Genomic DNA, 23829 nt, shown 5'->3' with positions numbered 1-23829 from the left:
GCGCGGCGAGCGCCTGGCCTCGGGCCGAGGCGTGACTGCGTTGCCCCGCTCTTCGCGCCCGGCAAAGAGAAATAGGGCAAGCGTCGGGAGCAGGAAGCCCAGATAGGCGATGACTTCGCCGAGCGTCGCCCGCTCCTGATAGCCCAAGAAACCCGATAGGACGACGCCGAGCGGGCTATCCGCCGGCAGCGTGGCGCTGAGGTCGTAGACATTCTGCTGGAGATGGTTCCAGAGCCCCGCTTCGTGCAGGGAGCGCACGGCATTGGCCACGAGCCCGGCGGCGACGAACAGGATCAGGATGCCGGTCCAGCGGAAGAAGATGCGCAGGTTGAGCTTCACGCCCAGCGCATAGATTGCGTAACCGGCTGCCGCCGCAAGCAGGATGCCCAGAGTGGCGCCGAGCGCCGGAGCCCAGCCGCCGTTCTGCTGGAAGATAGCGAGCAGGAAGAAGACTGACTCCAACCCCTCGCGCACCACCGCGAGAAAGGCGAGGCCGACCAGCGCGAGACCTTGATGCCCGCCGGCTAGCGCGGCGTCGACGCCAGCCTGCAGCTCGCCCTTGATCGAGCGGGCCGCCTTGCGCATCCAGAACACCATCGAGGTCAACATCGCCGCGGCGATCAGGCCGATGACGGCCTCGAACAATTCCTGCCCGCGCTGCGGCAGTTCACCGACGATGATGTCGAGCGCCGCACCGGCGGCGAGGCTCACCGCGCAGGCGAGTCCGACCCCGAGCCAGAGCGCGGGCAGCCACTCGCGCCGGCCGGTCCGGACCAGATAGCTCGCGACGATGCCGACGATCAGCGCGGCCTCGATGCCTTCGCGGAGCATGATGAGAAACGGAACGATCACGACGAGCCTGGCCCGGTTGCGCGTCGCGATCAGCTATTCGCGGCGCATGTAGCCAGTGCCTAGGCACCCGAGCGGCAAGGGTCAATCAAATCTTATCAGTTTAGAATGGTCGTAAACTGATGATATTGCGTCGGATACTTGCTGAAAACGCAGTCGTTTCCGAGTTTTGTCTTGTGGGGGTACTCTGGATTCTGCCGGTTGGCAGGGCGCGGCGAAGCGTCACGCTCCGCCGCGCCGCGCGTTCAGCGTCGCTTCAACAGGATCATCTTCTCCTGCGTCATGTCGCGCATGGTGTAGGGGATGCCGCCGGTGCCGTAGCCCGAGACGCGCCGGCCGGCGAAGGGCATCCAGTCGGTGCGGAAGGTCGTGGGGTCGTTCACCATCACCGCCGAGGCCTCGAGCCGGTTCGCGGCCCTCATGGCCACGTCGATGTCCTGCGCGAAAATGCTGGCCTGGAAGGAAACGGGCAGAGAGTTCGCCCGCGCGATGGCGTCGTCGAGCTTGCCGTAGCGGTAGATCGCGACGACCGGGCCGAACACCTCTTCGCTCGAGATGCGGGCTTCCGGTGCCGGGTCGATCAGCACTGCGGGCTCCAGCGTCGTCTCCGACAGGCGCTTGCCGCCGGTCGCGAGCTTGGCGCCACCCTTCACCGCTTCGTCGATCCAGGACGCCACGCGGTCGGCCTCCTTGGGGATGATCAGGGGGCCGACCTCGGTATCCCCCAGCGTCGGATCGCCGGTGCGCAGCTTCTTCACCCGCGCGATGAGCCGCTCGGTGAAGTCGTTGACGATGTCGTCATGCACATAGATGCGCTGCGTCGACACGCAGACCTGGCCCGCATGATAGTAGCCGCCCTTCACGAGCGGCTCGATGATCGCGTCGAGATCGGCGCTCTTGTCGACGATCGCCGGCGCGACGCCGCCATGCTCCAGCGCCGAGCGGGCGCCATGGGCGAGCTTGGAGTGCAGATACCAGCCGACCTTGGCCGAGCCGATGAAACTCAGGAAGGCAACGCGCGGATCGGTCGCGAGCTTCTCGGCCAGCGCCGTCTCGGTGGGCACGAAGGTCTGGCACCACGCCTCGGGCAATCCGGCCTCATGCACCAGCTTGACGAAGTCGATGCAGGAGAGCGGCGTCGTGCCGGCCGGCTTGACGATGACCGGGCAGCCGACAGCGATGGCCGGCGCAACCTGATGGACGATCAGGTTGAGCGGGTGGTTGAAGGCCGAGATCGCGGCGACGATGCCGATCGGCTCCTTGGTCGTGAAGGCCCAGCGATCGGCGGCTGCAGCCGTGAGCCCCATCGGGATCTCGCGCCCGGCGAAATTGCGCAGCTCGTCGGCGGCATTATGGATGCCGTCGACGGCCCGGTTCGCCTCGACGATCGCGTCAGGCAGCGGCTTGCCGCCTTCGCGGGCGATCTGCATGGCGAAATGGTCGCGCTTCGCTTCGAGGAGGCCGGCGAGCTTGCGCAGGATCGCGATGCGCTGATGCGGCTTCAGCCAATTGTCACGGTCCCGGAAGACCTCTTGGGCCGCCTGGAGCTTGCGTTCGAGCGCGGCCTCGTCGTCGGTCTCGATCTCCGTGATCGTGGCGCGGTCATAGGCTTGAACAACCCTGAGCATGGTCGTCTCTCCTTTAGAACGTTGATCGTCACGCTCCGGAGCCCTCATCCTGAGGAGCCATTCTCTCGGGAATGGCGTCTCGAAGGATGTTTCAGGAGGCTCCGGAAGCATCTGAACCATCCTTCGAGACGCAAGCTCCGCTTGCTCCTCAGGATGAGGGCTTCGGTGATAGCGACTGCTAAGCCAGATCGACGTCCGGCACCTTGTTGCGCAGTTCCTCGACCAGGACGCGGGTGTTCTCGGAATAGTCGATCGGGCAGTCGACGAGATGGACACCCCCGCCCTTGAAGGCGGCCTCCAGCGTCGGCACCAACGCCTCTGCCGAGGTCACGCGCGAGCCCTTCGCGCCATAGGACTCGGCATAACGCACGAAATCGGGGTTGCCGAAGGTCATGCCGTAATCGGGGAACTTGTCGACGGCCTGCTTCCAGCGGATCATGCCGTAGGCGCCATCGTTCAGCACGAGCACGACGAGGTTGAGGCCGAGCCTGACGGCGGTCTCCATCTCCTGCGAGTTCATCATGAAGCCGCCATCGCCGCAGACGGCCATGACGCGCCGCTCGGGATGGAGCATCGCCGCCATCATCGCCGAGGGCAGGCCGGCGCCCATCGTCGCCAGCGCATTGTCGAGCAGCAGCGTGTTGGCGACATGCGTGCGGTAGTTCCGCGCGAACCAGATCTTGTACATGCCGTTGTCGAGGCAGACGACGCCATCCTCCGGCATCACCGCGCGCACGTCATGGACGAGCCGCTGCGGCGTCACCGGGAAGCGGTCCTCTTCGGCGCGGGCATTGATCTTCGTCAGGATCTTCTGGCGCAGCTCCAGCATCTGCTTCTGCTCGGGCACCTTGCCTTCGAGCCGCTCGGCCAACCCCGTCACCGTCGCGCCGATATCGCCGATCACCTCCGCATCGGGGTGGTAGACCTGTTCGACATTGGCCGACTGGTAGCCGATATGGATCACCTTCGGCCCGCCCGCATTGCGCATCAGGAAGGGTGGCTTCTCGATGGTGTCGTGTCCGACGGCGATGATGAGATCGGCCAGCGCCACCGCCTCATGGACATAATCGCCCTCCGACAGCGCGGCCGTGCCGATATAGAGGTTCGAGCCGCCGGTGACGGCGCCCTTGCCCATCTGCGTGTTGAAGAAGGGCAGGCCGGTGCGGCGCACGAAGGCGGAAAGCGGTTCGACCAGTCGCGGCCGGTTGCCGGCGGCGCCGATCATCACCAGCGGCCGTTTGGCGGCAAGGATCATCTCGGCTGCGCGGTCCAAAGGCGCGTCCGGAGCGATCGGCCGATCCAGCGGATGCACCGGGATCAGCGCGGTATCCTCGATCTCCTCGGCGGCGACGTCCTCGGGCAGTTCGAGATGGACCGGGCCCGGCCGCTCTTCCATCGCGACGCGGAAGGCATCGCGCACCACCGAGGGGATGCTGGCCGGGCTGACGATCTGGCGCGTCATCTTGGTGAGCGGACGCATCGAGGCGACGACGTCGACGATCTGGAAGCGCGCCTGCTTGGCCGTCATGATCGCCTTCTGCCCGGTGATCAGGATCATCGGCATGGCGCCGAGATGGGCGTAGGCCGCGCCGGTCGAGAAGTTCAGCGCGCCCGGGCCGAGCGTCGCGATGCAGACGCCGGGGCGGCCGGTCAGCCGCCCATGCGTCGCGGCCATGAAGGCGGCGGCCTGTTCGTGGCGCGTCAGCACCAGCTCGATTTTCGATTTGCGCAGGGACTCGACGACATCGAGGTTTTCTTCGCCCGGAACGCCGAAGACGCGATCGACGCCTTCATTCTCCAGCGCCTCGACCAGAAGATCCGAACCCTTCTTCATCGCCCGTGCCTTTCGTGGAAGCGGCCTTGCCTGAACGGCCAAGCTAGGCGCTCGACGTAGGAAGGCAACAGGGGATGCGTCAGCGCGCGCGGCGCATGGCAGCCGCGCATTCCAGGGCGTATTCGCCGTTCACGCCCGCCGGCGGCGGCTGGTTCAAGCGGGTAGCGCATGTACTCGGCGAGTTTCGGGCGATACACGTGAAAGTGAGTGAAAGCAGTCAACGAGGAGTATTGGCAGCTACTGCGGGATGGTTACTTGAGCTTGACGGGTGACAAGGACAAGGTGCAGGAGGCTGTCATGCTTTCACGCAAGATCGTTGCCGTCGCCGCCGTGGTGATTCTCTCGGGGGCCGGGTCGGCCGCTTATGCCGCCGAACTCGGTGCGGAGAGCATCGTGCACGAACAGAGCGAGAGCCAGCGGGCCGCGGCGGAACAGGCGCAGTATCTGGCCTATCACAATCACTTCAATGCCCGGTCCGACCAGTCCAATCAATCAGACCAGTCGGGCGGCAATAGCGGCGTGCTGCCCCACCACAACTGAGGCCCGGCACCGCTTTCGGAGAGGGGCCGTGCATAGCGGCCCCTTTCCAACTGCCTCTCGGTGCTGCTGCCGGTTCAAGCCGCCTGCCGCAGCCCGACCAGGAAGGGCGCAAGCGTGACCTTGCCACCCTCGACCCTGGCCAGCGTATTGCAGGGCAGGGCCTGCCAGCATTCGCGGGCGGCGTCGACGGGCTCTGAGGCGACGACGACACTATCTGGCCGCGGGCAGACATAAAGGCTCGGCGGCCTCGTGTCGGAGGACCAGCGGATCGCGTGGATCGTTTCTCCGTCGGCGAGCGCGGCCGCGCAGCGCAGCGGCTCGCGGACGCCCGTCCGTTCCATCAGGGCGAGGGTGTCGGAGAGGGCGGCGGCAAGCGCTTCGCCCGGTGCCATTCCTTCGGCGAGATGGGAGAGGGCGAGCAGGAAGAGGGCCTCGGAATCGGTGGTGCCGGCGCGGGCGCCGTAGAGCGCATCCGGGATCAGCGCCTCGAGTTGCCTGCGGATCAGGCCGTAGCCGCCGATCTGGCCGTTATGCATGAAGAGATAGCGGCCATGAACGAAGGGGTGGCAGTTGGCCCGCGTCGTCGCGGTGCCGGTCGCGGCCCGGACATGGGCGAAGAAGAGATGGGAGCGCACCTGCCGCGCGATCGAGAGCAGGTTCTCGTCGGACCAGGCGGGGCGAACCTCGCGATACTGCCCCGGCTCGGCCCGCTCGCCATACCAGCCGACGCCGAAGCCGTCGCCATTCGTGCCGGTCTTGGCCTCCTCGGCATGGAGCGACTGATGGATCAGCGAATGGCAGGGCGAGGCGACGAAATCCTCGAGAAAGACGGGTGCGCCTGAATAGGCGAGGAAACGACACATCGCGGCCTCGAATCAGCCGGTTGAAGCGGTGATGGAGAATATTGTTCCCCAAAGGTGAACGCGAACATAATAAATCATCTCCGCCGTTTCTGTGGCGGGCCGGCACAGCCGTTGGCGCAAAAATGTGCAGTCCGGGGCGTCGTCCTTTGGTCCAATGGATAAGAACGACACAGTCTTGCGTGGTGCGCATCCCTCCTATACCGATCCTGCCGACAAAGGGGCGGAAACGGCGCAGAATTGCGCCCTCACGGGAGCGGGAATGTGAAGGGTCTCCTCGCCATCAGCCGTGTCATCGACGCGGTCAACGGCTTCATCGGCAGGAAGGTCGCCTGGCTGATCCTCGCGGCGGTGATCGTCGCGACGGTCAACGCGATCGTCCGCAAGATCTTCAACGTCTCGTCGAATGCCTGGCTCGAACTGCAATGGATGCTGTTCGGCGCGGTCTTCCTGATGTGCGCGTCATGGACGATGCAGGTGAAGGAGCATATCCGCATCGACATCGTGAACAGCATGCTGCCGAAGCGCGTGCGCCAGTGGATCGAGCTGTTCGGCCATATCTTCTTCCTGATGCCGTTCTGCCTGCTGATCGTCTACCACTCCTGGCCGTTCTTCCTGCGTTCCTATGCCATCAACGAGCAGTCGCTCTCGGCTGGCGGCCTGCCGCAATGGCCCGCCAAGGGCCTCGTCGTCGTCGGCTTCGTGATGCTGAGCTTCCAGGGCGTCTCCGAGATCATCAAGCAGATCGCGATCATGCGCGGCGACCTTGAGGATCAAGAGGCCGCCGCCGGCCATGCGGCCGCGGCCGAGGCGGAAGCCCAGCGCCTGCTCGATCAAGCCAAGGAACAGGGCCTCGCTTCGTGAGCGGCCCGCAAGAAGTCCGGAACGATCCCATGCACGCTCATCGCCTCCCGCGCGTCGCCGGCCTGCTGCTGGCGCTCACCGTCATCGCCTTCTTCGGCCTCCACACCGGCGACGCTTTCGCTGCCGGCGGCGGCGTCGGCGACTTCCTGCGCGTCAACATGGCGCCGGTGATGTTCGCGACGCTCGTCGTCTTCCTGCTGCTTGGCTATCCCGTCGCCTTCGCGCTCGCCGCCAACGGCCTGCTCTTTGCGCTGATCGGCATCGATCTCGGCATGTTCCAGGAGAATTTCCTCCAGGCCCTGCCGGAACGCATCTACGGCACGATGAACAACGACGTGCTGCTGGCGATCCCGTTCTTCACTTTCATGGGCTTGGTCCTCGAGCGTTCCGGCATGGCGGAGGACCTGCTCGACACCATCGGCCAGCTCTTCGGCCCCGTTCGCGGCGGCCTCGCCTATGCGGTGATCTTCGTCGGCGCGCTCCTGGCGGCAACCACCGGCGTCGTCGCCGCTTCCGTGATCTCGATGGGCCTGATCTCGCTGCCGATCATGCTGCGCTACGGCTATGACAGGCGCCTCGCCTCGGGCGTCATCGCGGCATCCGGAACGCTGGCTCAGATCATCCCGCCCTCGCTCGTCCTGATCGTGCTCGCCGACCAGCTCGGCCGCTCGGTCGGCGATATGTATGAAGGCGCCTTCATCCCCGGCCTCGTCCTGGCGAGCCTCTATGCCGGCTACGTCTTCCTCGTCACCATCGTCTACCCGCAACGTGCGCCGGGACTGCCGCCGGAGGCGCAGACGCTGCGCGATGCCGACGGCAAGACGCGGCGCTTCTCGCTGCTGGTCGTGACGCTCATCGCCTTCGCCCTGTCCTATGCCTACATGAAGCTGTTCACGAAGGTGACGGCAGGCTCGGACTTCGTCGTGCTCACCATGTCGCTGATGGTGGCGGTCTCCTTCGTCATCGCGCTGATCAACAAGTTCCTGAAGCTCAACCTGCTGTCGCGGATGACCGAGCAGGTCATCTTCGTGATGGTGCCGCCGCTGGCACTGATCTTCCTGGTGCTCGGTACGATCTTCATCGGCGTCGCCACGCCGACGGAAGGTGGCGCGATGGGCGCTGCCGGCGCGATCCTGCTCGCCTGGGGCAAGAAGCGGATGACCTTCGAGCTGCTCCGGCAGGCGACGGAATCGACCGCCAAGCTCTCGGCCTTCGTGCTCTTCATTCTGGTTGGCGCGCGCGTCTTCTCGCTGACTTTCTACGGCGTCAACGGCCATCTCTGGGTCGAGCATCTCCTCGTCGGCCTGCCGGGTGGCGCGACGGGCTTCCTGATCGTCGTCAACGTGATGGTCTTCCTGCTCGCCTTCTTCCTCGACTTCTTCGAGCTGGCCTTCATCATCGTGCCGTTGCTCGGACCGGCGGCGGACAAGCTCGGGATCGATCTGATCTGGTTCGGCGTCATCCTCGGCGTGAACATGCAGACGTCGTTCATGCACCCGCCCTTTGGCTTCGCGCTGTTCTTCCTGCGCTCGGTCGCGCCGAAGAACCCCTACAAGGATCGCGTCACCGGCAAGATGATGGCGCCCGTCACCACCGGCCAGATCTATTGGGGCGCGGTGCCCTTCGTGGTGATCCAGTGCATCATGGTCGCGCTCGTCCTGCTCTTCCCGCAAATGGTGATGCACTACAAGGCATCGGCCGTGCAGCTCGACCAGAAGGCGATCGACAAGCAGTTCGATTCGATCCAGATCCCCGGCCTCGGCGGACCGGGCCTGCCCGGCGGCTTCGATTTGAATGCGCCGCCGGTGATCGAGGCGCCGAAGCCTTGACGGCCGGTCTCTGAGATGACGCGGCGCGGGGGAGTCTTGATCGCAGCGGTGCCGGCCGTTCTGGCCGGGGGGCCGGCGCTTGCCGCCGGCGATATCGGCGGGGCGACGATGGGTGCCGGCTGGGCTCTGCCCTTCGCCGGCATGCTGCTCTCGATCGCGCTGGGCCCGGTGGTGTTTCCGCATCTCTGGGAGCGTCACTATGGCAAGTTCGCCGCCTTCTGGGCCGCCCTCATGCTCGTCCCGCTGGTGCTTCTCAGAGGGCTCGACCCGGCGCTCGGTGCACTGCTTCACACGGCGCTTCTCGACTACATCCCTTTCATCATCCTGCTCTTTGCGCTCTTCACCATCGCCGGCGGCATCCTGATCAGCGGCAATTTGCGCGGTACGCCGCTGACCAACACCACCCTGCTGGCGATCGGCACCGTGCTCGCGAGCTTCGTCGGCACGACCGGCGCTTCGATCATCATGATCCGCCCGGTCCTGCGGGCGAATGACGATCGGCGCTTCAACGTCCATGTCGTCGTCTTCTTCATCTTCCTGGTCTCGAATATCGGGGGATCGCTGACGCCGCTCGGCGACCCCCCGCTCTTCCTCGGCTTCCTGCGCGGCGTCGACTTCTTCTGGACCACGACGCATTTGCTGCCGGAGACCGCCTTCGCAGTGATCGTCCTGTTGGCGCTGTTCTACGCATTCGACAGCGTCCTCTTCCGCAAGGAGAAGGGCTATCCGACGCTCAAGGACCCGACGCCGGATCGCGCCATCAAGCTCTGGGGCAAGGTCAACATCCCGCTGCTGGCCGGCGTCATCGCCGCGATCCTGATGTCGGCGAACTGGAAGCCGGGCACCGCCTTCACCGTGCACGGTGTCGCCGTCGAAGGACAGAACCTGCTGCGCGACGTCATTCTGCTCGCTCTCGCAGGTCTCTCGCTCAAGCTCACGCCTGGCCCCGTCCGCGCCGGCAACGAGTTCTCCTGGGGGCCGATCAAGGAGGTCGCCAAGCTCTTCGCCGGCATCTTCATATGCATCATCCCGGTTCTGGCGATGCTGCAGGCGGGGCGGGAAGGCGCCTTCGCGCCGCTGGTCGCGCTGGTGACGAATGCCGATGGCGGCGCCAATACGACCGCCTATTTCTGGCTGACCGGCGCGCTCTCCTCCTTCCTCGACAACGCGCCGACCTATCTCGTCTTCTTCGAGCTCGCCGGCGGTGACCCCAGGGCACTGATGACGAACGGCGCGTCGACGCTGGCGGCGATCTCGGCGGGCGCGGTGTTCATGGGGGCGAACAGCTATATCGGCAACGCGCCGAACTTCATGGTCTACGCCATCGCCAAGGACCGAAAGGTCGCGATGCCCAGCTTCTTCGGCTACATGCTCTGGTCGGGTGCAATCCTCATCCCGCTCTTCGTGGTGCTGACCTTCCTGTTCTTCAGGTAGGGGGGGGCGAGCCGATCCGTCAGGGTCGGCCTCGTGCCGATCATCCCCGTCCTCGTCGATACAGAGCGGTGTTCAAGACGGGGATGCTCGCCACAAGGGCGAGCAAGACGTTGCGAGCTTTGTGGCGGGGGGCTAGGCCGGCCCGCGGCCCCGTGCCCGGCCATGACGGCACGGTGCCTCACGGCCGCCCCGTCGGAACGCCTTCCCTGATCTTCGCGGAGAAATCCGGGTCGTCGAGCGAGAGCGTGCGAGCGTGGTCGCCGATGCGGGCGAGCCGGACCAGTTCGGCCAGCGGGATATCCTGCCGGATCGCGCCGATCTGCTGCAGATAGCCCGGCAGATAGCCGGAGAGCAGCACACGGGGGTCGAGCGGCAGCGAGAACTTCCAGCCGGGCGCGACGCTGCCGACGAGGTGGTAGACCACGGTCGTGCAATTGGTCGTCAGGGTGTTGTACCAGCGCGGCCTGGCGGCAAGGTCGTTGATATCGGCGATATAGGCGAGCAGCAGGTCGCGCGCCTGGCTGGCGGAGGCGCTGAGGCGGAAGAGCCTGGCATCCTCATGCCGCGCATGGGTGCGCAGACCTACGATGTCGCGCTCGTCCGCGGCGACATAGGCCATCTCGTAGCTGCGGAAGAAGCCGGCCAGCGCCGACCATTCCTCGCCCTTTTCGCGCCGGACCTCGATCGAGAAGGTCAGTGGCACGGAATCCGAGAAGGTGAAGCTGACCAGGAGATGCGCGATCGCCTCGCCCGACCAATAGGAGAGGAAGATGTCGGCGCCGCTGATCGCAGCGAGGTTGTAGCGGCGCGTCTCCCAGCGCCGGTCGTAGTCCTCCTCCGTGCGCCAGCGGAAATGGCGCAGGTTGGAGACGGTCAGCACGTCGCCCTCGCGTGCGATCGTCGGAAGACGGGCGAGCTCGGGAATCCAGTCGCGATCATGCGAGGGCTGGAAGCTGCTCCACCAGGAGAGCAGGCCAACAAAGACCATGGCAAAGCCGAGCGGCAGGCGCGTATCGCTCGTCCAGACGCCGATGAGGCCGGCCAATGCGGCGATGCCGAAGCCGATCGCGCCGACGATCGCGATCGCGCCCGTGAGCCGGAACAGCAGGAAGCCCGTGCCCCAGGTTGCGGCACCGAGAATGACGAGGGTCAGGAGAAGCTTCAGCACAATCGAAAAGAGGCGGCCCATGGCCGCCTCTCGTAACACATGCCGGATGGCTTGGCGTCAGGCCGCGAGCGAGTTCGTCGGGGCGGCCGCCTTCACGGCGTCGTCGACATGGGCCTCGAACTTGGCGAAGTTCTTGGCGAACATGCCGACGAGATCATTCGCTGTCTCGGCGAAGGCGGCTTTGTCGGCCCAGGTCTTCACCGGATAGAGGATGTGCGGCTCGACGCCGGGCACCGAGCTCGGCACCGCGAAGCCGAAATAGGGGTCGCGGCGGAAATCGGCGCGGTTGAGCGAACCGTCGAGCGCTGCCGAGAGCAGGCGGCGGGTGACGCGGATCGGCATGCGCCGGCCGGTGCCGTATTTGCCGCCGGTCCAGCCGGTGTTCACCAGCCAGCAATCGACATGGTGCTTGGCGATGAAGTCGCGCAGCAGATTGGCGTATTCCGACGGGTGGCGCGGCAGGAAGGGCGAGCCGAAGCAGGTCGAGAATTCCGGCTCGACGCCGGTGAGGCCGCGCTCCGTGCCGGCGACCTTGGCGGTGTAGCCGGAAAGGAAGTGGTACATCGCCTCTGCCGGGGTCAGCTTGGCGATCGGCGGCATCACGCCGAAGGCGTCCGCCGTCAGCATGACGATGTTCTTGGGGATGCCGGCGCGGCCGGTGCGCGAGGCGTTGGGGATGAAGTCGAGCGGATAGGCCGAGCGGGTGTTCTCGGTCTTCGACTGGTCGTCGAAATCGACCTCGCGCGTCAGCGGGTCCATGACGATGTTCTCGAGAACAGTGCCGAAGCGCAGCGATGCCGCGTGGATCATCGGCTCGGCCTCGGCCGAGAGGCGGATCGTCTTGGCGTAGCAGCCGCCCTCGAAGTTGAAGATGCCTTCCTTCGACCAGCCATGCTCGTCGTCGCCGATCAGGGTGCGGTCGGGATCGGCCGAGAGGGTCGTCTTGCCGGTGCCGGAGAGGCCGAAGAAGATCGCGGAATCGTCCTTCGCGCCGACATTGGCCGAGCAGTGCATCGGCACGACGCCCTTGGTCGGCAAAACGTAGTTCAGATAGGTGAAGACCGATTTCTTCATCTCGCCGGCATAGGCCGAGCCGCCGATCAGCACGATCTTGCGGGTGAAGTCGATGGCGACGACAGTCTCGCTGCGGCAGCCATGGCGCTTCGGATCGGCCTTGAAGCTCGGCAGGTCGACGATCGTCATCTCCGGCGCATAGCCGTCGATCTCGTCGCGCGGCGGGCGGATCAGCAGGTTGCGGATGAACAGCGAGTGCCAGGCCATCTCGGTGTAGACGCGGGCGCGGACGCGGTGAACCGGGTCGGCGCCGCCATAGAGATCCTGCGCGAAGAGCTCCTTGCCTTCGGCATGGGCCAGGAAGTCGCCGAGCAGCGTCTCGAAATGCTCAGGCGACATCGCCTGGTTGTTGTCCCACCAGACCGTATTCTCGGTCAACGCGTCGCGCACCGTGAACTTGTCCTTGGGCGAGCGGCCGGTGTGGGTGCCCGTATCGGCGCAGAGCGCGCCACCACGCGCCAGCTGGGATTCGCCACGGCGCAGCGACTCTTCATAGAGCTGCGGCGCTTCCAGGTTCCAGCGCACGGCCTTGAGCTTGCGGAAGCCGAAGGCCTCGGCACCATGGGCGGCGTTGAACTGACCGATATTGTCCACTGAATTCCTCCGGAGGCCGGTCCCTGTCAGGGCAACCTGTTGTCGAAACACATCCGCACGGGCCGGTCGACGGTCCGGGCGTCTAGGCAAGGCACTGGGCCACGCCCGGTCTTTACGGCCATGATCGCCCGGGCTCAAGCATTGGAAAAGCCCGGTCTACTTCCAGAATTCGCTAAATCGATTGAAATGCCGGCGTGGTGAATCGGTAGGCGGTGCCTCCCGAGCCAAGGCGCCGATCTGGTCTTCCGGCTGCGTCAGGCGGCCTGCGCACGCGCCTTTCCGGCGAGCTCGGCGAGGGTCCGGCGCAGGGCCGCAGGACCGTCTACGGAAGCAGGGAAGGGCAGGCGCACCGCGGCGCTGCCGAGCGTCATGTCGAGCCCGTCGGGGTCGAGACCGATCGCCCGCCAGCCCCCCGGCCTGGCAGCGAGAAGCCGGGTTGCATAGAGCCCGATCGCCTCGGCATGGTCGGCATTCATATGCTCCACAGCCCCTTCCTCGACATCGGCGAGCGCAGCGGCATGGGCGGGATCGCTCATCAGATCGGCCGGCGTCGGCGCGAAGGCGCGGGCGAAGCCGCCATTGAGGCTGGCCCCCTCGACCATCAGCGCGAAGAAGCTGAAATCGGGGAAATCGGCATAGAGCGCGGATTTCGGCTGGCGTGCCAGATAGCGGCGGCGGATGCGCAGGCCTTCCTCGCTCTCGCGCTCGATCTTGCGGGCCCGGACCTTGAGCGTGATGCGCGCATGGGCGAGCGGATCGCCCTTGCCGCCGGGCGAGATCAAAAGGGAAGCGCGGGGATCGGCGATAAGGTTCGCCGTATGGGCGGCCAGAGCCGAGACCAGGATGATCGGCGTGCCGTCGATGTCGGTGGCGAGCCCGACCAGGCTGGCCGATGGGTGGCCGTCGGGCCGGAGCGTGGCGAGAGCCGCCGAGCGGGCGCCGCGCAGCAATCCCTTGGCCTCCGCGCGTACGCCGTCGTCCATCGGCTGGATGACGTCTTTGGGGTCCTTGGCCATGGAACCTCTCTCCGATTTCAGGCTTGTGATACGGGGACATAGGCAAATCGCCACGTCCCGGCTAGATTGCCGCCACGCTTTGGCCTCTCTCCCGCGAGAGGGGAACCCGTTTATTGCAACGAGACCAAGAGACGAAAGCCTTATGCCAACGATTGCGCTGGTCGATGACGACCGCAACATCCTGACGTCGGTTTCCATCGCTCTCGAAGCAGAGGGCTATCGCATCATGACCTATACGGACGGTGCCTCGGCTCTCGACGGGTTGAAGCAGAACCCGCCGGATCTCGCGATCTTCGATATCAAGATGCCGCGCATGGACGGCATGGAGCTGCTGCGCCGCCTGCGCCAGAAATCCGATCTGCCGGTCATCTTCCTGACCTCGAAGGACGAGGAGATCGACGAGCTGTTCGGCCTCAAGATGGGCGCCGACGACTTCATCCGGAAGCCGTTCTCGCAGCGGCTGCTGGTCGAGCGCGTCAAGGCGATCCTGCGCCGCGCCGGTGCCAAGGACACCACCACGGTTGCCCGCGCCGAGGACGCCAAGGCGCTGGAGCGCGGCTTGCTGCGCATGGACCCCGAGCGCCACACCTGCACTTGGAAGGGCGAGCCGGTGACGCTCACCGTCACCGAGTTCCTGATCCTGCAGTCGCTGGCGCAGCGTCCCGGTGTGGTGAAAAGCCGCAACGCATTGATGGACGCCGCCTATGACGACGAGGTCTATGTCGACGACCGCACGATCGACAGCCACATCAAGCGTCTGCGCAAGAAATTCAATCAGGTCGATCCCGAGTTCGATATGATCGAGACGCTCTACGGCGTGGGCTATCGTTTCAAGGAAGTCTGAGGCAGGAAGGCGGGACGCGCCGCCTCCGGCGCATCGATCGTCTCCTGAGCGGGAAGTCAGCCGCAAACCATGGCAACCGTCGACAACCAGGCCCGGCCGTCAAAGCCAGCCGCCGGCTGGCGCGGGGCGCTGCGCCGCCGTGTCGGCCTCGTCTGGCGGCGGATGGGCCGCGCGATCTCGGCGCGCGCAGCCTCGAGCCTGACGCGGCGCATCCTCGTCCTCAACCTCGGCGGCCTTGTGGCGCTGTTGCTGGGCTTCCTCTACCTCAACCAGTTCCGCGAGGGCCTGATCGAGGCCCGCGTGCAGAGCTTGCTGACACAAGGCGAGATCATCGCCGGCGCGATCGCCTCTTCGGCCACGGTCGAGATCGACACGATCACCATCGATCCCGACAAGCTTCTGCAGCTCCAGGCGGGCGAGAGCGCCGGCATCGCCGAGGATCCGCTCGACTTCTCGATCAACCCGGAAAAGGTGGCGCCGCTGCTGCGCCGGCTGGTCACGCCGACCAAGACCCGCGCGCGGGTCTACGACAAGGACGGCCTGCTCACACTCGACTCGCGCAGCCTCTATTCGCGCGGCGACGTGTTGCGCCTCGACCTGCCGCGCGTCGGCGAGCCCGACGAGCCGCCGCTGCTGGAGCGCACCTGGAACATGCTGCGCAACCGGCTCGGGAAGGCCGACGTGCCGGCCTATGACGATTTCGAGAACGCCAACGGCAAATCCTACCCTGAGGTCGCCCGCGCACTGGCCGGCTCGCCGGCGAGCGTGGTGCGCGTGAACACCCGCGGGCAAACGATCGTCTCCGTCGCGGTGCCAGTGCAGCGCTTCCGCACAGTCAAGGGCGCGCTGCTGCTCTCGACGCAGGGCGGCGACATCGATGCCGTCATCGCCGCCGAGCGTTTCGCCATCTTCCAGGTCTTCGCCATCGCGGCGGGCGTGATGATCGTGCTCTCGGTCCTGCTCGCCGGCACCATCGCCGAGCCGATCCGCAAGCTCGCCGATGCCGCGCAGCGCGTGCGCAAGGGCGTGAAATCGCGCGAGCAGATCCCGGATTTCAGCAGCCGGCACGACGAGATCGGCCATCTGTCGGGCACGTTGCGCGACATGACCAAGGCTCTCTACAGCCGCATCGAGGCGATCGAGAGCTTCGCCGCGGACGTCGCGCATGAGCTCAAGAACCCGCTGACATCGCTGCGCAGCGCCGTCGAGACCTTGCCGCGCGCCAAGACCGACGATTCGCGCTCGCGTCTGCTCGCGGTGATCCAGCACGATGTGCGCCGTCTCGATCGCCTGATTTCGGACATCTCTGACGCCTCGCGCCTCGATGCCGAACTCGCACGCAACGACTCGGCGCCGGTCGATATGGGACGGGTTCTGGAAGCCGTGGTGACGATCCAGAACGAGACTCGCCGCGAGGGCCAGGCCAGGATCGAACTGGTGGCCGACCGTCGCAGCCAGCGCGCCGGCAATGATGCCTTCCTCGTGCTCGGCCACGATTCGCGGCTCGGCCAGGTCATGGTCAACCTCATCGACAACGCCCGCTCCTTCTCGCCGCCGGACAAGCCGGTGCGCGTCATGCTCTCGCGCATCGCCAACGATGTGCTCGTCACCGTCGAGGACGAGGGGCCGGGCATCGAGCCGCATGCGCTGGAGCGGATCTTCGAGCGCTTCTACACGGACCGCCCCAATGAGGGCTTCGGCCAGAATTCGGGCCTTGGCCTCTCGATCTCCCGCCAGATCGTCGAGGCGCATCGCGGCTCGATCCGGGCGGAGAACCGGCTGGGTCCGGTCGGGCCGGATGGCGAAGCCTGCCGGATCGGCGCCCGCTTCATCGTCTGCCTGCCGGCTGCCTATTCACATGCCGGCTGAGACGAACGCGAAGATGGGCGAGCGCATCCACGCCACGGCGATCGCGATCGGCGAGGCAGGCATCCTCCTGCGCGGCGCCTCCGGCAGCGGCAAGTCGTCCCTCGCGCTGGCTCTCATCGGCCTCGCCGGGCGGTCCGGTCGCTTTGCGCGGTTGGTCGCCGACGATCGCGTCGCCTTGACGGCGGCTGGGGGCCGTCTGCTGGCGCGGCCGGTCGCGCCGCTGGAAGGGATTATCGAACGGCGCGGCCTCGGCCTCACGCCCGAACCCTTCACCGGGGCCGCCGTCGTGCGTCTGCTCGTCGACCTCATCGGCGAAGAGCCGGCCCGGATGCCTGAGCCCGAGGAACTGGTCGATCGCATTGCCGGGTTGGATCTGCCGCGCCTGCGGATCTTCGGTCGCGCCGGCGACGAAGGGCAGGTCCTGACCGCCCTCGACTTATTCACAGAGTCGGATTTGTAACCACGATTTTGACAAGTTTAACGGCTGACACCTTGCGATTGTCTCGCACCTGCCGCATAAACCGCGACCTTGTCCGGGCGCCGATGTGCGCTCTCCGGTGCTGGATTGAATGATCGGACTGGTCCTTGTGACTCATGGGCATCTGGCGACGGAATTCCGCGCCGCCCTGGAACATGTCGTCGGCCCCCAGGCATACCTGGCGACGATCGCCATCGCTCCCGATGACGACATGGAAAGCCGCCGCCGCGACATCATCGCTGCCGTCGAGCAGGTCGAGAACGGCGATGGCGTCATCATCCTGACCGACATGTTCGGCGGGACCCCCTCCAACCTGGCTATTTCGGTCATGGAGCCCGGCCGCGTCGACGTCGTCGCCGGCATCAACCTGCCGATGCTGATCAAGCTCGCCAGCGTCCGCGAGGAGAAGACCCTCGACGAGGCCGTGACCAGCGCGCAGGATGCAGGCCGGAAGTACATCACCGTCGCCAGCCGCGTGTTGGCCGGCAAGTAAGCGCGCGCGACCGGGGAGGGCGGCTTGGACGAGAATTGTGACTGCCCCGAAATCCAGGTTCCCGACGGCGCTCTCCACGGCGAGTTCGAGATCGTCAACAAGAAGGGCCTGCACGCCCGCGCCACCGCGAAATTCGTGCAATGCGCCGCCCGCTACGATGCCGACATCACGGTGAGCCGCTGCGGCGAGACTGTCGGCGCCACCTCGATCATGGGCGTGCTCACGCTCGGCGCCGGCATCGGCTCGACGATCACCATCGTCGCCAAGGGCGCAGAGGCCAAGCCCGCCCTCGATGCGCTGGCAGCCCTGATCGCCGACAGGTTCGGCGAGGGCGAGTAACCCGGCGACCGGGCGAGGTCGGCATTCCCGTCGTTGGGAGCGAAAGCGAAGGTGGCTCCCAAGGCCGCCCCGTCATGGTCGAGCTCGTCCCCGCCATCCACGTCCTTGCCGGCCGAATGCGGTGTTCAGGACGTGGATGCTCGCCACAAGGGCGAGCGCTCGGGCGACACATAAAGACATCTTTATATCTTTGATTGCCTTCCGCCTCGGTCGCTGCTAGAGAGCCGGCACGTTTCAGGTGCCAGGATTGGAGCTCCCCGTGTCGGATTACATCGTCAAGGACATCGCGCTTGCGGATTACGGCCGCAAGGAAATCAACATGGCCCAGGACGAGATGCCGGGCCTGATGGCGATCCGCGCCGAGCACAAGGGCAAGGCGCCGCTCAAGGATGCGCGCATTGCCGGCTGCCTGCACATGACCATCCAGACCGCGGTGCTGATCGAGACGCTGAAGGAACTCGGCGCCGACGTCCGCTGGTCCTCCTGCAACATCTTCTCGACCCAGGACCACGCCGCCGCCGCGATCGCCGCGACCGGCACCCCGGTCTTCGCCATCAAGGGCGAGACGCTCGAGGAGTACTGGGAGTATGTGCTGAAGACCGCCACCTGGGGCGATGGCGGCACGCCGAACATGATCCTCGACGATGGCGGCGACCTGACCATGCTGATCATCCTCGGCGCCGAGGCGGAAGCCGGCAAGGCCGAGTTCCTCGACAAGCCCGGCAATGAGGAAGAGACGATCTTCTTCGCGCTGATCAAGCGCCAGCTCAAGGCCAATCCGGGCTGGTTCACCAAGACCCGCGCCGCGATCAAGGGCGTCTCCGAGGAGACCACCACCGGCGTCCACCGCCTCTATGAACTCGCCAAGGCCAGCCGCCTGCCGTTCCCGGCGATCAACGTCAACGACAGCGTCACCAAGTCGAAATTCGACAACCTCTATGGCTGCCGCGAGTCGCTGGTCGACGCCATCCGCCGCGGCACCGACGTCATGATGTCGGGCAAGGTCGCAGTCGTCGCCGGCTATGGCGACGTCGGCAAGGGCTCGGCCGCTTCGCTGCGCCAGGCCGGCTGCCGCGTGCTCGTCACCGAGGTCGACCCGATCTGCGCGCTGCAGGCGGCGATGGAAGGCTACGAGGTCGTGACCATGGAAGATGCGGCCCCGCGCGGCGACATCTTCTGCACCGCGACCGGCAATCTCGACGTCATCACCGTCGACCACATGCGCGCGATGAAGCACCGCGCCATCGTCTGCAACATCGGCCACTTCGACTCGGAGATCCAGGTCGCCGGCCTGAAGAATTTCAAGTGGGACAACGTCAAGCCGCAGGTCGACGAGATCGAGTTCCCCGACGGCAAGCGCATCATCCTGCTGTCGGAAGGCCGCCTGGTGAACCTCGGCAACGCCACGGGCCACCCGTCCTTCGTGATGTCCTGCTCGTTCTCGAACCAGACGCTCGCCCAGATCGAGCTGTGGAACCACCACGCGAAGTACGAGAACAAGGTCTACACCCTGCCGAAGCATCTCGACGAGAAGGTCGCGGCGCTCCACCTCGCCAAGGTCGGCGCCAAGCTGACGAAGCTCAACGACGCCCAGGCGAAATACATCGGCGTGTCGCAGGCCGGCCCGTTCAAGCCGGAGCACTACCGCTACTGACGCGCGCCAACGCACAGTCTCTCGAAGGCCCGGCATCCGCCGGGCCTTTTTTTATCCCTGTGCCATTATGGAATCACGCAGCGCGATACTACAAATTGTAGGTCGAGCCGATTTTGAATCTACTTCTTGATATTTTGCTCCCGGTGAACCGGGCTGCCCGAAAATCTCTCCATTTACCGGCGATTAAGCACTTCCTGACGGACTCCACCGATGATTACAGTGGGGGTGATTCGGGCTTCCGCCATGGCGCGGAACGGATCAAAGCTCTGATGTGATTGGCGTGGTGGTGCGCGTGCATCGGCCTTCGAGACGGCGGTTTCCGCCGGCTCTCTAAGCCGATTCCGACGAGTGTGGCGGATTTGGCGGCTGCGGCCGCCGCGAGATGATGGGCGCAGGATGAGACGGTTGAGGCAACAGAGGCGGGCTGGGGACTGGACTCCGCGCGCATTGCTGCCTGCCTTGACCGCTTCGGTCGCTTCCGCCCCCGCCTTTGCGCAGGATCACTGGCTGGCGCCGATGCGGGTCGACATGATGAGCACGGGCGCGCTTTCGCTGACGCTCACCGGACTGACGGTCTTTGCCGCGACGACCTCGCTTCTCTATGTCCGCGAGCGCGCCCGCTGGCAAAAGCGCGAAGCCAAGCTGGCGGCAGATCTCGAAGCCGCGCGCAGCCATCAGGAACGACTCTCGATCCTTCTGGGAGCTGACCCGCAAGTCGTCGTGAGCTGGAACGGGCGGGACGCGCAGCCGGTCTTCGAGGGTGACAGTGGCTTTCTCGGCGCTCCAGGAGCTGCGCTCGCACTGGCCTATGGCAGCTGGGCGGCGCCTGCCGACGCCAAGCGGCTGGAACTCGCCACCGACGCGCTGAAGGAACGCGGAGAGGCTTTTACGGTCACTTTGCGCAGCAAGGCCGGACCTTTCATCGATATCGAGGGACGGCCCGTGGCGGGCCGGGCCGTCATCCGCTTCCGCGAGGTTACCGGCGAGCGGGCGCAGGTCATGACGCTGCGCGGCGAATTGGAGCGCGTCACGGCGGATCACGCGGCGCTCGCCCATTTGCTCGCGGGGCTCCCGCACCCGGCCTGGATGCGCGACGCCGATGGTCGCCTGACATGGGTCAACGCCGCCTATGCGCGGGCTGTCGAGGCCAGCGATGCGGCGAGCGCGGTGAAGGGCGGTCTCGAGCTGCTCGACCGGGCCGAGCGCGAGGCGGCGACGCGGGCGCGGCGCGAAGGCAGCCCCTTTACGGCACGGGCTCCGGCGGTTGTCGCGGGCCAGCGCCGGACCTTGGACATCGTCGAGCTGCCGGTTGCGACGGGCTTTGCCGGGTTCGCCACGGATATGAGCGAGCTGGAAGCGGTGCGGGCCGATCTTCAGCGCCAGATGGATGCCCATGTCCGCACGCTCGACCGGCTGAAGACGGCGGTTGCGGTCTTCGACGGCTCGCAGCGCCTCGTCTACCGCAACTCCGGCTTCGACACGCTCTGGTCGCTGGACGGCGGCTTCCTCGACGGTCTGCCGACCGACGGCGAAATCCTCGATCGGCTCCGGGCCGAGCGGCGCCTGCCCGAGCTCGGCGACTACCGCAGCTGGAAGGCGGCGGCCCAGGCTGCCTACACCGCGACGCGCGCGAGCGAGGATTGGTGGTATCTGCCGGACGGGCGCACCATCCATGTCGTCGCCAGCCCCAATCCGCAGGGCGGCGTGACCTATCTCTACGATGACGTCACCGAGCGCTTCACACTCGAATCGCGCTTCAATGCGCTCTCCCGCACCCAGCGCGAGACGCTGGACTCGTTGCGCGAAGGCGTTGCCGTATTCGGCTCGGACGGGCGGCTCAAGCTTTCCAACCCCGCCTTCGCCCAGTCCTGGCGCATCCAGGGCGGCGATCTCGCCGCCAGCACCCCGCATATCGACGAGGTCATTCGGCTGTGCCGGCCGCTCTTCCCGCAGGACGAGGTCTGGAGCGAGTTGCACAGCGTAGTCACCGGCGTGCGCGATGCGCGCGAGGATTATCGCAGCCGGATGGAGCGGCGCGATGGCACCGTGCTCGACATGGCGGCCGCGCCGCTGCCGGACGGCGCGACGCTGATTTCCTTCGCCGACGTCACCGCCAGCGTGAATGTCGAGCGGGCGCTGACCGAGAAGAACGAGGCGCTGGAGCGCGTCTCGCGGCTGCGCGAGGACTTCGTCCACCACGTCTCCTACGAGCTGCGCTCGCCGCTGACCAACATCATCGGTTTCGCCCAGCTGCTGGGCACCGAAACGGTCGGCCCGCTCAATGAGAAGCAGCGCGACTATGCCTCGCATATCGTGCGCTCCTCGGGCGCGCTGCTCGCCATCATCAACGACATTCTCGACCTCGCCACCATCGACAACGGTGCGCTGACGCTGGAGATCCAGGATGTCGACGTCGCCGATACGATCGCCCAGGCCGCGGCCGGACTGCACGACCGGCTGACCGACAGCAGGCTTGAGCTCAAGGTCGAGATCGATCCGCGCACCGGGCCGCTGCGTGCGGATGGCAAGCGCTTGCGACAGGTGCTGTTCAACCTGCTCTCCAATGCGATCGGCTTCTCCTCGCCCGGCCAGGCCGTCGCCGTCAGCGCGACGCGGCAGGGCAGCGACATCCGTATCACCGTGGCCGATCAGGGCCGCGGCATCCCGGCCGAGGTCATGGAGAAGGTCTTCGAGCGCTTCGAGAGCCATTCTCTCGGTTCGAGCCATCGTGGCGTCGGCCTCGGGCTATCGATCGTCCGGTCCATCGTCGAATTGCACGGCGGCCATGTCGAGATCGACTCCGCGCCGGGCCGTGGCACGAAGGTGACGGCCATCTTCCCGGCTCAGGGCATGCCGCTGTCGGACGCTGCTGAATGACGGAAGAAGCCCGCAAGGCCGGCCTGCACCGGCTCGTGCTGGTGGATGAGGCGGCGACGCTGCGTCTCGCCGCCGACATCGCCGCGATCCTGAAACCGGGCGACATCGTCGCGCTTTCCGGCCATCTCGGCTCCGGCAAGTCGCTGCTGGCGCGCGCCATCCTGCGCGACCTCGCGGACGACCCCGCGCTGGAGGCGCCGAGCCCGACCTTCACCCTCGTCCAGAGCTACGACACCCGGCGCGGCCTCGTGCTGCACGCCGACCTCTACCGCGTGCGCTCGCCGGACGAGCTCGACGACATCGGCCTGATCGAGGATGTCGAGCGGCTGATCACGCTGGTCGAGTGGCCGGACCGCGCCGGCACGCGCCTGCCCGCAGGTCGCAGGCTCGACATCGTGCTCGACGTCGACCCCGACAATCCGGAGACCGGCCGCATTGCCGATCTCTCGGGCGGCGTGCTCTGGAAGCAGCGGCTCGCCATCGCCGTGGCCTCGCGCCGCCTGCTCGACGCTTCCGGCTGGGGCGGCGCGCGCCGCGATTTCATGCTGGGCGACGCCTCGACGCGCGCCTATGAGCGGCTGACGCAGCCAACCGGCGAGACCGCCGTGCTGATGATCTCGCCGCCGCGTCCCGACGGCCCGCCGATCCGCCTCGGCAAGCCCTACAGCACACTGGCTCACCTCGCCGAGAACGTCGACGCTTTCGTCGCGATGGATCGCGGCCTGCGCTCGCTGGGCTACTCCGCGCCCGAGATCTTCGCCGAGGATCTGAACACCGGCCTGCTCGTCATCGAAGATCTCGGCAACGAGGGCGTGATCGACGCCGAGCGTCGGCCGATCGCCGAACGCTACGAAGCCGCCGCCAGGCTGCTCGCCGACCTCCACCGTCACACCCTGCCGGCGATCCTGCCGGTGGCCGAGGGGCGAGACCATCCGATCCCGGAATACGACCGGCAGGCGCTGGCGATCGAAACCGAGCTCATCCTCGAATGGTACGCCCCGCATATCGCCGGCGTCACCCTGCCGGCGGTGACGCAGGCTGAATTCGCCCGCATCTGGAACAAGCTCTTCGACGAAATCCTTGCCCAGCCCACGACCTGGACGCTGCGTGACGTTCATTCGCCGAACCTGATCTGGCTGGAGCGGCGCGAGGGCCTCGCCAAGCTCGGTCTTATCGATTTCCAGGACGCGGTGCTCGGTCACCCCGCCTATGATCTCGCGGCGCTCGGCCAGGATGCGCGCGTCGATGTTCCCGCCTCGTTGGAACTGAGGCTGCTGGCTGCCTATGGCGCAGCCCGGCGCACTGAGGCGCCCGACTTCGACCTCGCCGGTTTCGCTCGCGCCTATGCGATCCTCGGCGCGCAGCGCAACACCAAGATCGCGGGCATCTTCGCCAGGCTCGACAAGCGCGACGGCAAGCCGGACTACCTCAAGCATCTGCCGCGCATCGAGACCTATCTGCGCCGCAACCTCGAACACCCCGCCCTCGAAGAGCTGAAGGGCTGGTATCAGGCCCATATGCCCAAGCTGTTCGAGTTGGAGTGAACGGGCTCTTCGTCATGCTCGCCCCGGGGGCGAGCATCCGC

Annotated in this window: 18 protein-coding genes and 1 pseudogene; 12 read left to right on the top strand and 7 right to left on the bottom strand. The window is 66.2% G+C overall.

Translation table 11 applies throughout. The features are described 5' to 3' along the window. Nucleotides 1-66 precede the first annotated feature (66 nt). The 3 genes and pseudogenes from efeU to AB4Z16_RS00360 all read right to left on the bottom strand — a co-directional run. Nucleotides 67-852, bottom strand: a pseudogene (gene efeU / locus AB4Z16_RS00370) (iron uptake transporter permease EfeU); the annotation flags it as partial. 242 nt (nt 853-1094) lie between these two features. Next, the gene (locus AB4Z16_RS00365) at nt 1095-2477 is read right to left on the bottom strand and encodes an aldehyde dehydrogenase family protein (RefSeq protein ID WP_441509338.1); all 1383 of its coding nucleotides are present in this window, start codon (nt 2475-2477) and stop codon (nt 1095-1097) included. 178 nt (nt 2478-2655) lie between these two features. Beyond that, complete coding sequence (locus AB4Z16_RS00360) at nt 2656-4311, bottom strand: acetolactate synthase large subunit (RefSeq protein WP_441509337.1); 1656 nt, start codon at nt 4309-4311, stop codon at nt 2656-2658. 207 nt (nt 4312-4518) lie between these two features. Here AB4Z16_RS00360 and AB4Z16_RS00355 point away from each other — a divergent pair, with 207 nt between their 5' ends. Further along, on the top strand, nt 4519-4851 hold the full coding sequence (locus AB4Z16_RS00355; protein WP_441509336.1) for a hypothetical protein: 333 nt from the start codon (nt 4519-4521) through the stop codon (nt 4849-4851). A gap of 74 nt (nt 4852-4925) precedes the next feature. Here the strand turns inward: AB4Z16_RS00355 and AB4Z16_RS00350 are convergent, their stop codons facing one another. Further along, entirely contained in the window at nt 4926-5714 is a 789-nt protein-coding gene (locus AB4Z16_RS00350; protein WP_441509335.1) for a class II glutamine amidotransferase, read from the bottom strand. A 261-nt stretch (nt 5715-5975) separates the two neighbouring features. Here AB4Z16_RS00350 and AB4Z16_RS00345 point away from each other — a divergent pair, with 261 nt between their 5' ends. The 3 genes from AB4Z16_RS00345 to AB4Z16_RS00335 all read left to right on the top strand — a co-directional run bounded on the left by AB4Z16_RS00345 (nt 5976) and on the right by AB4Z16_RS00335 (nt 9838). Continuing rightward, entirely contained in the window at nt 5976-6575 is a 600-nt protein-coding gene (locus AB4Z16_RS00345; protein ID WP_441509334.1) for a TRAP transporter small permease subunit, read from the top strand. 158 nt (nt 6576-6733) lie between these two features. After that, on the top strand, nt 6734-8404 hold the full coding sequence (locus AB4Z16_RS00340) for a TRAP transporter large permease (RefSeq protein ID WP_441510091.1): 1671 nt from the start codon (nt 6734-6736) through the stop codon (nt 8402-8404). Nucleotides 8405-8419: 15 nt separating this feature from the next. Beyond that, the gene (locus tag AB4Z16_RS00335) at nt 8420-9838 is read left to right on the top strand and encodes a sodium:proton antiporter (RefSeq protein WP_441509333.1); all 1419 of its coding nucleotides are present in this window, start codon (nt 8420-8422) and stop codon (nt 9836-9838) included. A 178-nt stretch (nt 9839-10016) separates the two neighbouring features. On the opposite strand, the gene AB4Z16_RS00330 is transcribed toward AB4Z16_RS00335, so the two are convergent. From AB4Z16_RS00330 to AB4Z16_RS00320, 3 genes are all read right to left on the bottom strand, one after another. Next, on the bottom strand, nt 10017-11027 hold the full coding sequence (locus AB4Z16_RS00330; RefSeq protein ID WP_441509332.1) for an Lnb N-terminal periplasmic domain-containing protein: 1011 nt from the start codon (nt 11025-11027) through the stop codon (nt 10017-10019). 36 nt (nt 11028-11063) lie between these two features. Further along, the gene (locus tag AB4Z16_RS00325) at nt 11064-12674 is read right to left on the bottom strand and encodes a phosphoenolpyruvate carboxykinase (RefSeq protein WP_441509331.1); all 1611 of its coding nucleotides are present in this window, start codon (nt 12672-12674) and stop codon (nt 11064-11066) included. A 254-nt stretch (nt 12675-12928) separates the two neighbouring features. Next, nucleotides 12929-13690, bottom strand: a complete 762-nt coding sequence (locus AB4Z16_RS00320) for a HugZ family pyridoxamine 5'-phosphate oxidase (RefSeq protein ID WP_441509330.1) — start codon at nt 13688-13690, stop codon at nt 12929-12931. Between the two features lie 142 nt (nt 13691-13832). On the opposite strand from AB4Z16_RS00320, the gene AB4Z16_RS00315 reads away from it, so the two are divergent. From AB4Z16_RS00315 to tsaE, 8 genes are all read left to right on the top strand, one after another. Next, nucleotides 13833-14534, top strand: a complete 702-nt coding sequence (locus tag AB4Z16_RS00315; protein WP_441509329.1) for a response regulator transcription factor — start codon at nt 13833-13835, stop codon at nt 14532-14534. 69 nt (nt 14535-14603) lie between these two features. Further along, nucleotides 14604-16403 carry a stimulus-sensing domain-containing protein gene (locus tag AB4Z16_RS00310; RefSeq protein ID WP_441509328.1) on the top strand — a complete coding sequence of 600 codons (1800 nt, stop codon included), beginning with the start codon at nt 14604-14606 and terminating at the stop codon, nt 16401-16403. Nucleotides 16404-16416: 13 nt separating this feature from the next. After that, nucleotides 16417-16863 carry an HPr kinase/phosphorylase gene (locus AB4Z16_RS00305; protein ID WP_441509327.1) on the top strand — a complete coding sequence of 149 codons (447 nt, stop codon included), beginning with the start codon at nt 16417-16419 and terminating at the stop codon, nt 16861-16863. Nucleotides 16864-16972: 109 nt separating this feature from the next. Next, the gene (locus AB4Z16_RS00300; protein ID WP_149131162.1) at nt 16973-17374 is read left to right on the top strand and encodes a PTS sugar transporter subunit IIA; all 402 of its coding nucleotides are present in this window, start codon (nt 16973-16975) and stop codon (nt 17372-17374) included. Between the two features lie 24 nt (nt 17375-17398). Then, nucleotides 17399-17713, top strand: a complete 315-nt coding sequence (locus AB4Z16_RS00295) for an HPr family phosphocarrier protein (protein ID WP_441509326.1) — start codon at nt 17399-17401, stop codon at nt 17711-17713. Nucleotides 17714-17972: 259 nt separating this feature from the next. Next, a complete protein-coding gene (gene ahcY, locus AB4Z16_RS00290; protein WP_441509325.1) occupies nt 17973-19367 on the top strand; it encodes an adenosylhomocysteinase in 1395 nt (464 codons plus the stop codon). A gap of 459 nt (nt 19368-19826) precedes the next feature. Beyond that, the gene (locus AB4Z16_RS00285; protein ID WP_441509324.1) at nt 19827-22244 is read left to right on the top strand and encodes a sensor histidine kinase; all 2418 of its coding nucleotides are present in this window, start codon (nt 19827-19829) and stop codon (nt 22242-22244) included. Continuing rightward, nucleotides 22241-23788, top strand: a complete 1548-nt coding sequence (gene tsaE, locus AB4Z16_RS00280; protein ID WP_441509323.1) for a tRNA (adenosine(37)-N6)-threonylcarbamoyltransferase complex ATPase subunit type 1 TsaE — start codon at nt 22241-22243, stop codon at nt 23786-23788. Before AB4Z16_RS00285 ends, tsaE begins: the two co-directional genes overlap by 4 nt. The last annotated feature ends 41 nt before the right edge of the window (nt 23789-23829 follow it).

It is taken from the genome of Allobosea sp. TAF32 (assembly GCF_052113585.1).
Classification (GTDB): domain Bacteria; phylum Pseudomonadota; class Alphaproteobacteria; order Rhizobiales; family Beijerinckiaceae; genus Allobosea.
This window is presented reverse-complemented; position numbering and strand designations above follow the sequence as displayed.

Coding starts and splice junctions, on each gene's coding strand:
- AB4Z16_RS00310 (WP_441509328.1), top strand. CDS start 14,604: ATGGCAACCGTCGACAACCAGGCCCGGCCGTCAAAGCCAGCCGCCGGC.
- tsaE (WP_441509323.1), top strand. CDS start 22,241: ATGACGGAAGAAGCCCGCAAGGCCGGCCTGCACCGGCTCGTGCTGGTG.
- AB4Z16_RS00330 (WP_441509332.1), bottom strand. CDS start 11,027: ATGGGCCGCCTCTTTTCGATTGTGCTGAAGCTTCTCCTGACCCTCGTC.
- AB4Z16_RS00305 (WP_441509327.1), top strand. CDS start 16,417: ATGGGCGAGCGCATCCACGCCACGGCGATCGCGATCGGCGAGGCAGGC.
- AB4Z16_RS00335 (WP_441509333.1), top strand. CDS start 8,420: ATGACGCGGCGCGGGGGAGTCTTGATCGCAGCGGTGCCGGCCGTTCTG.
- AB4Z16_RS00340 (WP_441510091.1), top strand. CDS start 6,734: ATGGCGCCGGTGATGTTCGCGACGCTCGTCGTCTTCCTGCTGCTTGGC.
- AB4Z16_RS00360 (WP_441509337.1), bottom strand. CDS start 4,311: ATGAAGAAGGGTTCGGATCTTCTGGTCGAGGCGCTGGAGAATGAAGGC.
- AB4Z16_RS00350 (WP_441509335.1), bottom strand. CDS start 5,714: ATGTGTCGTTTCCTCGCCTATTCAGGCGCACCCGTCTTTCTCGAGGAT.
- AB4Z16_RS00300 (WP_149131162.1), top strand. CDS start 16,973: ATGATCGGACTGGTCCTTGTGACTCATGGGCATCTGGCGACGGAATTC.
- AB4Z16_RS00315 (WP_441509329.1), top strand. CDS start 13,833: ATGCCAACGATTGCGCTGGTCGATGACGACCGCAACATCCTGACGTCG.
- AB4Z16_RS00320 (WP_441509330.1), bottom strand. CDS start 13,690: ATGGCCAAGGACCCCAAAGACGTCATCCAGCCGATGGACGACGGCGTA.
- AB4Z16_RS00365 (WP_441509338.1), bottom strand. CDS start 2,477: ATGCTCAGGGTTGTTCAAGCCTATGACCGCGCCACGATCACGGAGATC.